14 protein-coding genes are annotated in these 14,615 nt (G+C 71.2%); 8 read left to right on the plus strand and 6 right to left on the minus strand.

Annotated features, from left to right (window positions below; genetic code table 11):
- Nucleotides 1-9: 9 nt before the first annotated feature.
- Nucleotides 10-528, minus strand: a complete 519-nt coding sequence (locus tag ACYVF3_RS01850) for a hypothetical protein (protein WP_461152543.1) — start codon at nucleotides 526-528, stop codon at nucleotides 10-12.
- Between the two features lie 136 nt (nucleotides 529-664).
- Complete coding sequence (locus ACYVF3_RS01855; RefSeq protein ID WP_461152544.1) at nucleotides 665-1,732, minus strand: sodium:calcium antiporter; 1,068 nt, start codon at nucleotides 1,730-1,732, stop codon at nucleotides 665-667.
- 172 nt (nucleotides 1,733-1,904) lie between these two features.
- Here ACYVF3_RS01855 and ACYVF3_RS01860 point away from each other — a divergent pair, with 172 nt between their 5' ends.
- From ACYVF3_RS01860 to ACYVF3_RS01870, 3 genes are all read left to right on the plus strand, one after another.
- On the plus strand, nucleotides 1,905-2,438 hold the full coding sequence (locus ACYVF3_RS01860; RefSeq protein ID WP_461152545.1) for a Chromate resistance protein ChrB: 534 nt from the start codon (nucleotides 1,905-1,907) through the stop codon (nucleotides 2,436-2,438).
- Nucleotides 2,439-2,508: 70 nt separating this feature from the next.
- Entirely contained in the window at nucleotides 2,509-2,925 is a 417-nt protein-coding gene (locus tag ACYVF3_RS01865; protein WP_461152546.1) for a YkvA family protein, read from the plus strand.
- A 143-nt stretch (nucleotides 2,926-3,068) separates the two neighbouring features.
- Nucleotides 3,069-5,168: an AfsR/SARP family transcriptional regulator gene (locus ACYVF3_RS01870; protein ID WP_461152547.1), complete on the plus strand. Its 2,100-nt coding sequence runs from the start codon at nucleotides 3,069-3,071 to the stop codon at nucleotides 5,166-5,168.
- A 40-nt stretch (nucleotides 5,169-5,208) separates the two neighbouring features.
- On the opposite strand, the gene ACYVF3_RS01875 is transcribed toward ACYVF3_RS01870, so the two are convergent.
- Entirely contained in the window at nucleotides 5,209-5,814 is a 606-nt protein-coding gene (locus tag ACYVF3_RS01875; protein WP_461152548.1) for a dihydrofolate reductase family protein, read from the minus strand.
- A gap of 239 nt (nucleotides 5,815-6,053) precedes the next feature.
- Between ACYVF3_RS01875 and ACYVF3_RS01880 the strand changes: the two genes are divergently transcribed.
- On the plus strand, nucleotides 6,054-6,854 hold the full coding sequence (locus tag ACYVF3_RS01880; RefSeq protein ID WP_461152549.1) for a class I SAM-dependent methyltransferase: 801 nt from the start codon (nucleotides 6,054-6,056) through the stop codon (nucleotides 6,852-6,854).
- A gap of 7 nt (nucleotides 6,855-6,861) precedes the next feature.
- Here ACYVF3_RS01880 and ACYVF3_RS01885 read toward each other — a convergent pair whose 3' ends face one another.
- Nucleotides 6,862-8,184 carry a hypothetical protein gene (locus ACYVF3_RS01885; RefSeq protein ID WP_461152550.1) on the minus strand — a complete coding sequence of 441 codons (1,323 nt, stop codon included), beginning with the start codon at nucleotides 8,182-8,184 and terminating at the stop codon, nucleotides 6,862-6,864.
- Nucleotides 8,181-9,272 carry a hypothetical protein gene (locus ACYVF3_RS01890; protein WP_461152551.1) on the minus strand — a complete coding sequence of 364 codons (1,092 nt, stop codon included), beginning with the start codon at nucleotides 9,270-9,272 and terminating at the stop codon, nucleotides 8,181-8,183. Before ACYVF3_RS01890 ends, ACYVF3_RS01885 begins: the two co-directional genes overlap by 4 nt.
- Before the next feature lie 117 nt (nucleotides 9,273-9,389).
- Here ACYVF3_RS01890 and ACYVF3_RS01895 point away from each other — a divergent pair, with 117 nt between their 5' ends.
- From ACYVF3_RS01895 to ACYVF3_RS01910, 4 genes are all read left to right on the plus strand, one after another.
- Nucleotides 9,390-9,587 carry a hypothetical protein gene (locus tag ACYVF3_RS01895; protein ID WP_461152552.1) on the plus strand — a complete coding sequence of 66 codons (198 nt, stop codon included), beginning with the start codon at nucleotides 9,390-9,392 and terminating at the stop codon, nucleotides 9,585-9,587.
- A gap of 83 nt (nucleotides 9,588-9,670) precedes the next feature.
- Nucleotides 9,671-11,032, plus strand: coding sequence for a condensation domain-containing protein (locus ACYVF3_RS01900; RefSeq protein WP_461152553.1), 1,362 nt, complete (start codon nucleotides 9,671-9,673; stop codon nucleotides 11,030-11,032).
- On the plus strand, nucleotides 11,029-12,435 hold the full coding sequence (locus ACYVF3_RS01905) for a condensation domain-containing protein (RefSeq protein WP_461152554.1): 1,407 nt from the start codon (nucleotides 11,029-11,031) through the stop codon (nucleotides 12,433-12,435). The genes ACYVF3_RS01900 and ACYVF3_RS01905 overlap by 4 nt, the downstream gene beginning before the upstream one ends.
- Entirely contained in the window at nucleotides 12,435-13,688 is a 1,254-nt protein-coding gene (locus tag ACYVF3_RS01910) for a condensation domain-containing protein (protein ID WP_461152555.1), read from the plus strand. Before ACYVF3_RS01905 ends, ACYVF3_RS01910 begins: the two co-directional genes overlap by 1 nt.
- Here ACYVF3_RS01910 and ACYVF3_RS01915 read toward each other — a convergent pair.
- Nucleotides 13,622-14,527, minus strand: coding sequence for a LysR family transcriptional regulator (locus tag ACYVF3_RS01915; protein ID WP_461152556.1), 906 nt, complete (start codon nucleotides 14,525-14,527; stop codon nucleotides 13,622-13,624). The two genes, ACYVF3_RS01910 and ACYVF3_RS01915, sit on opposite strands and share 67 nt — an antisense overlap.
- Between the last annotated feature and the right edge of the window lie 88 nt (nucleotides 14,528-14,615).

The raw sequence follows: 14,615 nt of genomic DNA on the forward strand, positions 1-14,615 counted from the left end.
GAGGAAAGATCAGGGTGAGCAGGCGTTCATGCCCTCCACGTTCTCCAGCCCGAAGTCGGCGAGGTACCCGTCGTCCTTGAACGCGAAGATGTAGCGCTGCCCCGGGCGGTCCGGGATGTCGTGCGCGTAGGTGAAGTCCATCGGCGGGTACTGGTACAGGTCCGGGTAGGTCGCCTTGACCTGGTCGAGGGTCTGCCCGAACCCGACGCCCTCGGGCGTCTGCATCGCGTCGGTTCCCTGGATCTCGACCACGCCCTGGGTGGGGTGGACGAACACCCCGTTGCCCGGGTGGCCCTGCCCCTCCTCGGGCCGGAAGTCCAGGACGTTGCAGTGCTCGTTGGGCTCCCCCGGCGTCTGGTCGACGACCAGGCCGGTCGCGAGCGCGTCCTGCTCCGACTGACCCAGGCACAACGTCTTGTAGCAGTCGGGTCCGATCGGCACGGGCGCTTCTTGCGCGCTCGCGAGGCCCGTTCCCCCGACGGTCAGCGCTGCCGCCAGCGCTCCTGCGATCCCCAGTGCTCGTCGCATGTCCACTCCCCAGTGAGTCGTCACGTCCGTCATCCTGCAGACGTCCGGGGAACATCGCAGGTTGCAACCGGGCGCGCAGTTCTTCTGTTCGAAGAGGACGTCCGCGATCACTTCGCCTGGTGGACAGCGACTTCCGTCAGTCGAGTTCGATGGGCGCGATGCCCAGCACCCCGTAGCTCACCGCCCAGTACAGGACGTAGCCCGCGAGCAGGACGTAGCCGTGCCAGCGGCGCAGTCGCCCGGTCGACAGGAAGTAGGCGGCCAGGGCCGTGAGCACCACGAGCGCGGGCAGGTGCCAGCTGAGCACGGTGGAGTCCACCACGAGACCACCGGCGAGCAGGATGATGCCGAGCTTGCCGGTCACCGAGAACACGACGCTACCGATGACGTTGCCGACGCCGATCTCCGGAGCGCCGCGCCGGGTGGGCTCGACGGTGAGGAAGATGTCCTCGATGGTCAGCACGAGGGTGGCGATGGTGGCGCCGAACAGCGTTCCTTCGAGTCCGAACTCCTCCAGGATCCCCTCGGTGCCCACGCCGGTGGCCCACGCGCCCGCGATCAGCCCGACCAGCGCCAGCAGCGCGAGCGCGGCGCCGGCCCAGCCGGGCATCTCGCGCATCTTGGCGAACGGCATCCGCTCGGCGAAGTTCTGGTTCCCCGGCGTTTCCGGTCCCTGGGGCGGGAGTTCGGCCACTGCGGTCGTCCCGCCGCCCTCGCGGGTGGTCGCGAACGCCTCGTAGAGCTCGGCGTCGCGGAACACCGGGCGCGAGCCGCGGGATTCGCGGTACACGACGTAACCGAGGAATCCCGCGAACAGCGCCAGCAGCACGACACCGGTGAGCACGTTCATCGGCGCCAGCGCGACGAAACCGACCAGCACCAGGGGAGCGGCGGCGAACAGCACGAGGTAGTCGCGCGGGATGTTCACCTTCGTGGGGGTGAGGATCGCCGCGAGCGCGAGCACGACGCCGGGTAGCGAGAGCGCGGTCCCGAACACGATGCCCAGCGCGACGCCGTCGAGGTCTTCCATGTTCAGCGCGACGCCGAGGAAGATGTCGTCGAACTCGATGCCGGTGAAGATGATCGCGAGGAGGAATAGCGAAATTCTCAGCCCGGCAGCCATTCCGACCAGATAGCCGACGAGCTTCTCGGCACTGTAGATCAACAATGCCGCTCCGGCGGCGAAGATCAGAATTGACTCCATGGCGCCTCGAAGTGTCGGGCGGGCGCTGGTATCGCTCGCTGTTCGAAACACCATCGCGTCGCCGCCGTCGAGTGGCAACCCGTTGCTCGACGGGCGCGATCTCTTCCGCAACGAACGGGTGCGCGAACGCAACCGGCGGTCGGGCGTTGCGGCGGTGCGGGAGACTGTGGGCGTGACTGGTGGAGCGTGGTTGATGCTGGTGTACCGGGTTCCGGGCGAGCCTACGCGGCTGCGGGCGACGGTGTGGCGCAGGTTGAAGGCGGCCGGGGCGGTGTACCTGGCGAACTCGGTGGCGGTGCTCCCGGAGTCGGCCGCGGCGGAGCGAGCCCTGCGCAAGCTGCGCGCGGAGATCGAGGGCATGGGCGGAACCGGGCAGCTGCTGCGGGCCGAGGCGCTGGCGGGTCAGGACGAGGTCGTCGCCGCGTTCAACGGTGCTCGTGACGCCGAGTACCAGGAGGTTCTGTCGCGGTGCTCGGACTTCCAGGCCGAGATCGACAAGGAGACCAGCGCGGGCAAGTTCACCTACGCCGAGCTGGAGGAGAACGAGGAGGACCTGGCCAAGCTCCGCCGCTGGCTGGACAAGATCCGCGCCCGCGACACCCTCGGCGCCCCGCTGGGCGAGGAGACCGTCGACGCCGTGGACAAGTGCGCCCGCGCTCTCGACGCCTTCGCCGAGCGCGTCTACGCAGCGGAGGCGAACACCTGAGCGGCACGCTGAAGGATGGTGTCGCTCACGAGCACTACCTGCGGAGTCTAACCGCCGTTACACTTGCAGCATGACGATCGTGACCACCCTGCTGGGCGTTGCCGCGGGTCTGCTGCTGATCTGGCTGGCGCTCGTGGTGGTCCTGCTGGTGATGTGCCCGCGCAAGGGGATGCTCAGCGAAGCGCTGCGGCTGCTGCCGGACACCCTGCGGCTGCTGCACAGGCTCGCCGCCGATCCCGGGATGCCGCGCGGCGTGCGGATCCGGCTCGGCGGCCTGCTGGCCTACCTGGCGCTGCCCTTCGACCTCGTCCCGGACTTCGTGCCGGTCCTGGGCTACGCCGACGACGCGATCGTGGTCGTCGCGGTGCTGCGCTCGGTGGTCCGCCGGGCGGGGGCCGAGGCCGTGCACCGGCACTGGCCCGGTACCGACGAGGGGTTCGCGGCCCTGTCGCGGTTGGCGGGACTGCCGCAGCGCGCCCTCGACTAGTGTGGAATTCACGCTTTTGGAATAACCCGGCGGGATTTTCGGGTCGATTACCGAGAAATGCCGCTCGAATTTCTTGCGCGCAAACCCCGAACACTAGGAAACTCGGTCCATCCGTTTGACCTTGTTAATGGGGGTGGAATCCGGTGCGGTTCGACGTGCTGGGGCCGGTTCGGGTGCGGCACGGCACCGTGGACGTACCGGTTCCAGGTTTGTTGCGGCAACGCCTGCTCGCGTTGCTCCTCGCGCACGCCAACACGCCCGTCTCGGCGGAGTGGCTTTCGGTGGCGCTGTGGGGAGGCGAGCCGGAACGGCGCGGCGGCAGCAAGTTGCACCTGCTGGTTCACCGATTGCGCAAGACCCTCGGAGAACCTGAGCGCCTGGTCTCGGACGCGGGCGGTTACTGGCTGCAGGTCGAACCCGACGAGCTCGACGTCGAGCGCTTCGAAACCCTCCTGAACCTCGCCGAACGCAACTTCGACCCGCAGCGCCGGGTCGACATGCTGCGCCAAGCGCTGCGGTTGTGGCGCGGCTGCCCGTACCAGGACCTCGACCTCACCGAGCTGGCAGGCGAGGCGCAGCGCATCGAAGAACGCCGCCTGGTCGCGCTGGAACAGCTGCACGCCGCCGAACTCGACTGCGGCAGGCACGCTTTCATCATCGCCGAGCTCACCGAGCTGGTGCGCGAGAACCCGCTGCGGGAACGCCTCCACGCCCTGCTCATGACGGCCCTGTACCGCTCCGGAAGGCAGGCGGACGCGCTCGCGGTGTACCGCCGCGCCCGCCGCACCGTCGTCGAGGAGCTGGGACTGGAACCGGGCCAGGCGCTGCGGGAGCTGGAGCAGCGCATCCTCGCCGGGGAGCACATCGAGTTCGAGCCGCCGACCGCCCGCCCGCCGACGCGACCGGCACAACTCCCGCACGACGTCCCGGGTTTCGTCGGCCGCGACGCCGCTCTGGCCGAGCTCGACAGGCTCGGCGAGAAGCCCGAGGTGCCCATCGCCGTGATCGCGGGCACTGCGGGCGTGGGCAAGTCCGCGCTGGTGACGCACTGGGCCCACGCGGCGCGCGAACGCTTCCCGGACGGCCAGCTCTACGTCGACCTGCGCGGCTACGGCCCGGACCAGCCGTTGAGCACCACCGAGGTGCTGGCCGGTTTCCTGCGCTCCCTCGGCATCCCCGGCGACGCGATCCCCGCCGACGCCACCGAGCGCGCCGCCCGCTTCCGCACCGTGGTCGACCAGCGCCGGATGCTGATCGTGCTGGACAACGCCGCCGACCCGGGGCAGGTCCGGCCGCTGCTTCCCGGCACCCCCACGAGCTTCGTGGTGGTCACCAGCCGTGACTCGCTGTCCGGCCTCAGCGCCCGCGACGGCGCCTACCGGCTGGTGCTGGACCGGATGCACGCCGACGAGGCGCACGCGCTGCTCACCGACCGGCTCGGCGAGCAGGTGATGAGCGCCGAGGCGGCCCGGCCGCTGATCGAGCGGTGCGCCCGGTTGCCGCTGGCCCTGCGGGTCGCGGCCGAGCGCATCCACCAGAGCACCAGCCGCGACGCGGGCGAGCTGCTGGAAGCCCTCACCGACGAGCAGCGCGGCCTGGACGCGCTGGACACCGGCGACGAGCACACCTCCGTGCGCGCGGTGTTCTCCTGGTCCTACCGCAACCTGCCGGAGGACGCGGCCCGCCTGTTCCGCCTCTACGGCTTCACCTGCAGGCACGCCGGTCACCGCATCGGCGTCTTCGCGCTCACCGCGCTGCTGGGCGCCGAGGACGTGCAGACGACGCGGCGGCTGCTCGACGTGCTGGTCCGCGCCCACCTGCTCACCGAGGTCACCTACGGCCGGTACGAGATGCACGCGCTGCTCGGCGACTACGCGGCGGAGCTCGCCGTGCTGGAGCAGGACAAGCCGGCGATCGTGGCCCGGCTGCTCGGGTTCTACCTGCACACCGCCGACCAGGCGATGCGGATCCTGCAGCCCGGCCGCGACCCGGACGCGGGAGGGCTGCCCGCTCCGGTGGTGATGCCGAACCTGTCGAACCAGGAGTCGGCGGTGAAGTGGCTGGAGACCGAACGCCCCAACCTCATGTGCGCGGCCGAGGCCGCCGCCAGCTCGGGGATGAGCGACCTGGTCACCACCCTGTTCCAGATGCTGCACGGATACCTGTCGGGGGAGAGCCGCTACCTCGACGACGCCGACCGCCTCAAGGCCCTGGCCACCGGAGCGGTGCCCGAGGACTGCTGAACCCGCCAACGCTCGCGAGCACGTCCTGGACGCGGCGTCGTCACGCAGGGGCGCCGAGCGGCGGGTTGTCGAGCACGCGTGGCTTGTACTCGACCAGCTGGATGCGGTTGTCGAAGGTCCGGTGCTCGATCATCTCGAGGGCGACGTCCGGGTAGCCGTCGTAGATGCGTTCTGCGCCCGTGGCCCCGGTGATCACCGGGAACATCACGACTCGGAAGCGGTCGACGAGCCCGGCCCGCAGCAGGGACCGGCACAGGCTGAGACTGCCGATCGTGCTGAGGAGCCCCGAGCCGTTCTCCTTCATGGCGCGGACCGTCTCGACGGCGTCGTCGCGGACGAGCGTGGTGTTGGCCCACGTCAGCGGCTCCTCCAGCGAGGAGGAGAACACCACCTTCGACGCTTGCGTGAGCTCGTCGACGGACGCCTCTTCTTCGGCCCTGAACTCGTCCAGGCCCTCCGGGACCTCGCCGGCGGCGAAGCCTGACATCTGGCGGTAGGTGTTCGCTCCCATGAGGTAGGTGACCTCGGGCCGTTTGCCGTCCCAAGCGAGGTATTCCGGGCCCTCCAGCCCCCACCAGCCGGGCCAGCCCTCTCCCGATGCGTTGCCGTCGAGGGAGGTGATGAAGTCGACGAGAAGCTCTGACATGGCGATTCCCTTTCCTCAGGTGTCACGAGCTTTGACCGGCCGCGAGCCGCGAACTCATCGGGTCCTTCCGGTCTCCTCGATGACGAGGCCGAACGCCGTGGCGTGGTGCGTTCAGCCCGGCGGGCGTCAGGGCACGTCGCCACGGGCCGGCGCACGCCCGCAGCCGGTGGTGGTATTAGAAGACGGCGTACTCGCCTGGCTGCAAGCGCGGTGAAAGACCGGCTGCTCACGCTGGCTCGATGACACGCGAATACCACTTCCGCACCACCACTGACCTGGGTCGGGAGCAGACGGAACTGCTGCAGGAAATGCTCGACGAGCGGACCAGGAAGCTCATCGAGCCGGCCGTGCGGCCCGGTGCCCGCTGCCTGGAGATCGGTGCCGGCAGCGGTTCGGTCGCCCGCTGGCTGGCCGGGCGGGGAGCGTCCGTGGTCGCCGTGGACCTCGACACCGAGCAGCTCACCGACCTGCGCGATGTGGCGGTCCTGCGGCACGACATCAACGAGGGCGTCCCGCCGGGTGGTCCGTTCGACCTCATCCACGCCCGCACCGTGCTGATGCACCTCCAGCGGCGGGAGCAGGTCCTCGCCGAGCTGGTCGCAGCGCTGGCACCCGGCGGGATGCTGGCGCTCGGCGAGGTGTGCCTGCACGATCCCTTGCGCCTGCTGGCGATCCCGGAGCCGGGTGACGCCGAGCTCTTCCACCGAGTGCTGGGCATGGCGAGGGAGGCCTTCACCGGTCCGAACGGGATGGCTCTGGACTGGGGTCTGGAGGTGGACGGGCACCTGGCCGCGGCCGGTCTTCAGGAGGTGCGCAGCGAACTGTTCGGAGAACCGCTGGTCGGTGGTTCGACGCTGGGCAGGTACGTCGGCAACCTCTTCCAGCAGCTCTCGCCCGCGCTCGCCGAGCGGGGATGTCCCCGGAGCGACCTCGACCGGGTCGCCGAGCTGTTCGTCGATCCGCGGTTCCGGGCCTGGTACCTGCACTTCGTCTTCAGCCGCGGTGTGAAGGCGCCGAACGGCGACTCCGCCGCGTCCTGAACGGGTCTCAGGCGCGGTCCTGGGGGAGGTCCGAGTGCCAGGGCGTGGCGGGCACGGCCCGGGTCGCGAGCGCTTTCGCGGTGTGGGCGTGCAGGGTGGCGGTGTCCGGGAAGTGGTCCGGGTCGAGGGCCAGCACCGTCAGGTTGAGCGTTGCGCCCGTGCGGGTGAGCCATGCCGTGAGACCACCACCGCGCGAGCGAAGCAGCGCTGGGCTGGTGCCACCGGTGATCGAGCGCATCACGATGGAGGTGGCCGGAAAGCCCGTCGGTGCGGCGAAATCCGGTGGCATCTCGCCGAGGTTGGAGCACAGGCACAGCGGAACCGGGGATTTCTCGGCGGTTCTGGCCACCAACGCGTCCGGCAGCAGCTGGACGAGCGGTTCCAGGAGCTTGGCCGGGGTCGGTGATCCGACTGCGGCGAAGGCACGCTTGCTCGCGGCGCGGATCGGGGCGAGGTCGTCGACCCTGCCCCCGGTGGGCGTGACGGCGATCGAGACGCCGGTGGTGGCGTTGGCGCGGTCGTCGTCCTCCTCTCGGAGGCTCACCGGCAGCGAGACCTTGACCGGCGCGTCCGGACCGACCCGCCCGGATGCCAGCAGGACCTCGGTGAGGATCGCGATGAACAGGGCGTTCGCCGAACCGCCTCGGGCAGCGGCGGCCTCGTCCCAAGCCGCCGCGTCGCAGTCGAAGACCACCTGCGGGGGACGCGTGGGCGTGTTGTCGCCCTCGCGCGGACGGGTCTGAGACACCTGGGTATTCGGCGGCAGCGCAACGCTTTTCGGAACGCGCAGCGCGCGGAGAACGCCGAGTCCCGCCCGGATCAGCTGGCCCGCCGCGTCGCCGACCTCGTCCCGCAGACCGGTCCGGGTGGAGGCAGGTCGCCCGGCCTCGACGCCGCGCACCGCCTCGATCACCGCCCTCACGTGCGCCCCGCCGTCGCCGACGACGTGCGAGACCGCCAGGGAGAGCACGGATCCACCCGCGCGGGTGGGCGCGCAGGCCAGCCGCCAGCCGGGCCCGCGCACGGGATCGAGCGGTTTCGCGGACTCGTCGTCGGCCCAGCTCAGCACCTCGTCCGGCGCGAGCGCGACCGGGTGCACCGCGACCGGCTCGATCGAGGCCGATCGCACCCAGCGCGCCCGGGCCCCCGGAACGGCGCTGCGCACCACGAGCCTGCCGAGGCGCCCCTGGCTCAGCCGTCGCGCGAGCTCGTCGAGTTCGGACACCGGGATCTCGCGATCGAAGTGCCAGACGCTCTGGTTGGTGACCGGGATGCCCAGCACGCGCTCGGCGCGCAGGAACAGGTCGTCGTCGGTGGTCAGCCGGTTCACCACTCCCGCACCTCGATCCCCCACCCGGACAGCTCCGAGGTCACCAGCTCGCGCAAGGCCGCGACACCGTCGATCCGCCCCGGCGCGAGTCCGCACACCGAGAAGGTGGTGCGGGTGCCGCTGTCGCTGAGCCATCCGGTGACGCCGTCGCCGATGGTGGCGACCTCGGCCGGGCCTGCACCGGGGTAGTGGGCGGTGGCGGAGGTGCTGCGGATCGGAACACCGCACAGCTCGCGTGGGATCTCACCGAGGTTGGAGGCCAGCACGGTCGCCGCGGGCGGCGGCGGGAGTCGCCGCACCACCGCGTCCGGCAGCATCTGCACCAGCGCGAGCGGCTGCGCCGTCGAGGAGTTCGCCGCGAGCCGCTGGTAGGCGCGTTTGCACTCCGCCTTCACCTCGGACAGGTCCCGGGCGTCGAGCACGGCCCGGTCCAGCGCCGCCACCGCGATGCGCGTCGAATTCGCCCGCACATCACCGGGTTGCCTGCCGCTGACCGGCAGCGCGGTGGGCACCACCTCGTCCGCGCAGCCGGCGGCGGCCGCGATCCGGGCGAGCGCCGCCACGAACAGCGAGTTGACCGAACCGCCGTGCGCCGCTGCGGTTTCGGCGAGCGCGGCGCTGTCGCACTCCACGACCACGTGCGGCGTCCGCCAGTCCTCGGGGGCTTCGGGCTTCGCCTTCGCGGGGGCGGCTCCGCCCTTGCTGCGCTCGCGCGTGATCGCCCAGCGCGCCACGGACCTGATCTGGTCGAGGCCGTCGCCGATGTCGTCGAATACTGCGGACAGCAGCGGGGCGCGCTCCGGGACCGGCGCGGGCTCACCGGCGTCGGCGCGGACCACGGCGTCGATCAGGGCCGCGCCGTCGGCGATCGCGTGCGCCGCGACCAGGGACAGCACGGCGCCACCATCGGTGGTGCGGGCGAACGACAGCTGCCACGCGCGTCCGGTCGCCGGGTCGAAGTCCGCCGACACCCGGCCGTCGAGCCAGCCGAGCACGTCGGCGACCGGTTCCGGTTCGACGTGCAGCGGCGCGGCGTCCGCCGAGCGCGACCACCTGTCCCGCGCAGTGGGAAACCACGCGCGTTCCACCCTGCGAGAAAGCGCTCCGGCGGCTATTCCTTCATGAAGATTTCGCACTCTGGACACATCGGGCGCCGTGTGGAATAGCCAGCCGAACTGGTTTATCGCGGGCGTTCCCAGACCGCGATGACGCCGCATGAACAGGTCATCGGCGAATTCGAGTCGTGCTGTGCCGGAAATGACGCCTCCAGTGGGTGGAAAAGGACGGTTGCACAAGCGTTTTACCAGCTTGAAACATCGCGCTACGAGGTGGTACCGATTGTGGCCACCATCCGCCGGAAGCTTGAAGCCGACATTGCGGTGACCATCGACACACTCGATTAGGCGTGTGCGCGAGCGATACCCTGCTTGCTCCGCGGTCAACGCCGATTGCCTTTCCCACCACGAAATTCCGGGAGATTCGCTAAGTGGAATACACCGAATTAGCCGACTACCCGCTGCCGGACGGCGCGGTCAGCACGTGGGCGCCGGTGTGCGAACCCGATTCCTGGTCCGACGACGACCGCAAGCTCACCCACGACCACGAGGCGCACCTGGCTTCGGCCCTGCCGGGCTCCTGGATCGGCTCGGTGCTGCGGGTGCCGATGCGCTACGACGCCGAGGTGCTGCGCCGCGCCCTGCGCGCCTGGATCGCCCGGCACGAAGCGCTCCGCACCACCGTCAGCCCAGGCGAGACCGGCTGGCGCCGGCACCTGATCGCCGCGGACGCCGTCGACGTCACCGAGCACTCGCACGGCGAGCTGAGCGGCTCCGATGCCCACGACACGATCTCCGAGCACTTCGCGGGCGTGACGCCGGATCGCTGGCCGCACTGCCTGTTCGCGACGATCGCGCTGCCCGAGGGCTTCGTGCTCGCCTTCGGCGCCGACCACAGCGTCATGGACGCCTACTCGCAGTTGCTGTTCTTCGGCGAGATCGTCGAGCTCTACGAGCGCGCCCTGAGCGGCGTCCCGGACGAGGAGCTGGGCACCCTGGACGTCGGCAGCCACGTCGACCACAGCGCGGCGGCCCGCTCGCTGTCGGAGGTCGTCGACGCCGAGCACCCGGTCGTGCGGCACTGGGCCGAGTTCCTGAAGGACGGCGAATTCCCCGCCATGGGCGGTGTTTCGTCGCAGGACCCGGCTCCGGAAGGGGCTGTGCAGCACTCGCTGTCGCGATGGGTGATCCCGTCCGGCGACGCCGAGAGCATGGAGCGGGTGTGCGCGAACCTGGGCACCGGCGCGCAGTCCGGTGTCTTCGCCGCGGTCGCGCTCGCGATGCGCGAGCGGACCGGTTCGGAGCAGCTGCGGTTCGTGCTCCCCATGCACACCCGGCACGACCGGCGGCACGCCGGAGCCGTCGGCTGGTACGTCGGGTTGTGCCCGGTGGACATCGACCTGCGAGGTGCCACCGACTTCCGCGAAGTCGTCGCGCACACCCGCGCCGGTGTCTCCGCCGGTCGCGGCTGCGTGAAGACCTCGTTCGCCCGCGTCGCCGACATCCTGGAGCTCGACGCCGAACCGCGCTTCGTCATGTCCTACGTGGACGTTCGCAAGGTGCCGGGTGCAGAGCACTGGCCGGACTGGGGTGCGCGGGCGCTGCGCAGCCCGGAGGCCAGCCGCGACGAGGCCTACCTGTGGGTGATCCAGTCCGACGAGGGCATCAGCGTCTCGGCCCGCTGCGGGCGTTCGGACGGCGCGCTGGAGGCGGTCGAGGGGCTGATCGCCGGTTTCCGGGAGAAGTTCACCGACGTGCTGAGCGCCCCCGAGGCGCTGGAGGTGGGCGCGTGATCCTCGCCGACATGGCCGACTGGCGCACCCCGCCCGGCCGGGTCCTGCGCTGGGTGCCGACCGCGGCCGCCCGCGCGGCGGCGGAGGCCGCGCCCGTGGATCCCGGCCCGCCGTCGGACCTGCAGGCCGATCACCTCGCCGCGTTCCGGGCGCGGGGCCGCAACCGCGCCTGGACGGGCGTGGCCACCGACGTCGACGGCGACCTCGACCGCGCGGCGATGACCCGCGCGCTGCGGCGCCTGGTGCGCACGCACGGCGGTTTCCGCACCTGGTTCGACCTCTCCGACCCCGAACCCGTCCGCCACCTGGTGCCCGCCGAGGACGTCGACTTCGAGGTCGATGAGGTCCCGGTGCCGCAGGAGGACTGGGACACCGCCCTGCAAGAGCACCTGGCGAGCCGGTTCGACGAGGAGTGCACGCCCGACGCCTGGCCCGGTTTCGCGCTCGGCGTCGTCGAACGCCCCGGTGGTTTCGGCGTGTTCTGGGGCTGCGACCACGCCTTCACCGACGGTGCCTCGCAGATCCTACTCGGATCGGAGATCGCCGACCTCTACGCCGCCGAGCTCGCCGAGCCGGGCGGACCGGAGGTCGACTCCGGCGCGCTGCCCGAACCGGACGAGCGCGGTGACTTCCGCGACTACGTGGCCGAACAGCGCAGTGCCGCAGCCCATTTCACTCCGGAATCGCCGGAGGTCCGCGAGTGGGTGCGGATGGTGTCGGCGAACGGGAACCAGCTGCCGCGCTTCCCGCTGCCGCTCGGCCTCGCCGACGGCGAGAAGGCGCCGGTGCACATCCGGACCCTGACCTGCCTCGAAGGCGAGGAGTTGGCCGCCTTCGACAAGGCGTGCAAGGCCGCGGGCGCGCGCATGAGCGGCGGGGTGTTCGCTGCGGTCGCCGCCACCGAGCGGTTGCTGGCAGGGCGGGACCGCTACTTCGGCATGACGGTGCTCAGCACCCGCGACCGCGGTCCCTACGCGCGGTCGCAGGGGTGGTTCTGCACGTTCGCCCCGGTCGAGTTCGACGTCGGCGACGCCGGTTTCGGCGAGCTCGCGGAACGCGCCCAGCAGGCGCTGCGCAGGGCCAAGGAGCTCTCGGCGGCACCGATCAGCCTGGTCGTCGACACCCTGCTGCGCAGCGGGACGTGCACTCCGGCCGACCTCGGGAGCCCGCAGCTGCTTTCCTACTTGGACCTGCGGTGGTTCCCGGGCGCAGGTCGCGCCGCGGACGCGCGGGGCGTGCACTTCACCGGCACCGGGCGGACGTCCAACGCCTCGACCTGGATCAACCGCGACGCCGACCGGCTCTACCTGCTCGCCCAGGTCCCGGACACCGAGAAGGCCCGCGACACCGTCGACGACTACCACCGCAACCTGCGGAAGGTCCTCCAGGACGCAGCGAGCTAGTGCAGGTCACGTCTGCCGACCTCTGGGAGGTCGAGCCCGGTGAGGTGATGGCCTGGACCGCGGTCCAGGACGCCGCCGCGACGCCCGAGCCCGTCGGCCTGTCGGTCAACCAGCGAAACCACCTCGCCGGCGCGGCAGCGGGGGAGCGGACCGTGTGGCTGGCGGCGTGCTTCGAGGTCGACGGTCTGATCGACGCCGACGCGCTGCTCCCGGCGTTCCGCGCGCTGCTGGCGCGGCACACCGCGTTGCAGTGCGAGTTCCTGCCGTGCGGGACCGGGGCGGTCCGGCACGACCCGGAGCGGCTGGTCTTCCGCGAGCGGCCGGTCGGTGGGGGCACCACGTCCGCCCGGTTGCGATCGCTGCTGGACCGCGAGTGCACGCCGTTCCCCTACCCGGCGTTCGCGCTGGCCTCGGTGTCCCGGCCGGGACGGTCGACGGTGGTGTGCGGGTTCGACCACGCCCACGTCGACGCCTACTCGATCGCCCTGGTGGCGCGGGACCTCCACGCGCTCTACACCGGGCAGGAGCTGCCGATCGCGACCAGCTTCGTCGCCAGGGTCGCGGAGTGGTCGGGCGATCCGGTGGAGCAGGACCCGGCGATGGTGAGCTGGCGCGGTTTCCTCGACGCCATCGACTACCGGCTGCCGGTGTTCCCGCTGGACGTCGGGCTCCCTCCGGGCGAAACCGCTGATCAGGCCACCGATCGCCGATGCCTCGCCGACGCCCGGACGGCGGCGGAGCTGAGCGAGGCCGCCGAACGCGCCGGGACCTCGACCTACGGCGCGCTGCTGTCCACGCTGGCCTCAGCGCTGGGTGACGGAACGCTCCCCGTGCTGGCGCCCGTGCAGACCCGCCGGCCCGAGGACGCCGCCGCCGTCGGGTGGTTCACCACGACCGTTCCCGTCTGGGCCGACCCCGACCTCGCCCGCATGGGCGAGCACCTGGGTGACGCCCGCGAGCGCGCGGGACTGCCGCTGGACCAGGTGCTGGCGGCGCTGCCGAGACCGCTGGAATCGGCCAGGCGCGACGTGTTCATGGTCTCCTACGTCGACTACCGGCGACTTCCGGGAAGCGGTTCGGCTCAACACGTTTCGGGCACGAGTCCGGCCGATGACGTGCAGCTGTGGCTGTCCCGCACCGAGGACGGAATCCACCTGCGCACCCGGTTCCCCGACGTCGCTCAGGCTCACCGCGTTGTCGGCTCGGTGCTGGAGGAGTGGTCGGCGGAGATCCGGAAAGCCGTGCGGCAGTAGGTGATCAGCTCCCGGGCCGCTGAGTTGGTGCCCGGCCGCCAGGCGAGCGCCAGCAGCGCCGGCCCGGTCGCGTCGGCGAGGGGCAGCGCGGTGAGTCCGGGATGTTCGGCGACCATCGACTCGCTGAGGATCGCGATTCCCAGCCCGCGCAGGGACAGATCGGCGATCGCCTCAGCCGCGCTGGCCTGCAACGCGATCACCGGTTCCACACCCCGCGCGGCGCAGGCCCGGTCGAACACCGCGCGCAACCCCGTGCCGGGCGGCATGCAGATCACGGGGTGCGCCGCCAGGTCGTGCAGCGTCACCGGGCCGGTGAGCTCGTGACCGGACGGCACGGCCGCGACCAGCGGTTCGCTGATGACGGTGAGGAATTCGAGGTCGTCGGGCTCGGTCCCGGTGCCGATCAGCGCGAGGTCCAGCGTTCCGCTCCGGACGTCGTCGACGAGCCGGTCGGAGTTGTCCTCCCGCAGCGAGAGCTTCACCCCCGGGTGGGCGCGGTGGAACGCGGCGAGCGCGTCGAACAGCGGCGTGACCGTGCAGCCGATGACCATCCCGATGCTCAGGTTCCCGCGCAGCAGCCCGGTGATCTCGCCGACCGCCTGCCCCACGGACGCGGCGGCGGCCAGGGCGGTGCGCGCGTGCGCCAGCGCCGCCTCGCCCGCGACGGTCAGCTCCGCCGACCTCGCCGAGCGGTCGAAGAGCTCCGCGCCGAGCTCCTTCTCCAGCCGCCTGATCTGCGCGCTCACCCCGGACTGGCTGATGTGCACGCGCTGCGCGGCGCGGGTGAAGTTGCGCTCCTCCGCCACGGCCACGAAGTACTCCAGCTGCCGCAAGTCCATGACCCCAGATTCTAGCTTCCAGCAGAACCAGCTGTTGGACTTCTAGCGGCGGTAGCCGCAGGCTGGTCGCAGACCGAGAGGAGAGCGC

Source organism: Saccharopolyspora tripterygii (assembly GCF_054778355.1).

Bases quoted from the DNA above. Each gene is read 5' to 3' on its own strand.
- ACYVF3_RS01895 (WP_461152552.1), top strand. From the start codon at position 9,390: ATGACGCCGCATGAACAGGTCATCGGCGAATTCGAGTCGTGCTGTGCC.
- ACYVF3_RS01915 (WP_461152556.1), bottom strand. From the start codon at position 14,527: ATGGACTTGCGGCAGCTGGAGTACTTCGTGGCCGTGGCGGAGGAGCGC.
- ACYVF3_RS01880 (WP_461152549.1), top strand. From the start codon at position 6,054: ATGACACGCGAATACCACTTCCGCACCACCACTGACCTGGGTCGGGAG.
- ACYVF3_RS01855 (WP_461152544.1), bottom strand. From the start codon at position 1,732: ATGGAGTCAATTCTGATCTTCGCCGCCGGAGCGGCATTGTTGATCTAC.
- ACYVF3_RS01875 (WP_461152548.1), bottom strand. From the start codon at position 5,814: ATGTCAGAGCTTCTCGTCGACTTCATCACCTCCCTCGACGGCAACGCA.
- ACYVF3_RS01850 (WP_461152543.1), bottom strand. From the start codon at position 528: ATGCGACGAGCACTGGGGATCGCAGGAGCGCTGGCGGCAGCGCTGACC.
- ACYVF3_RS01865 (WP_461152546.1), top strand. From the start codon at position 2,509: ATGACGATCGTGACCACCCTGCTGGGCGTTGCCGCGGGTCTGCTGCTG.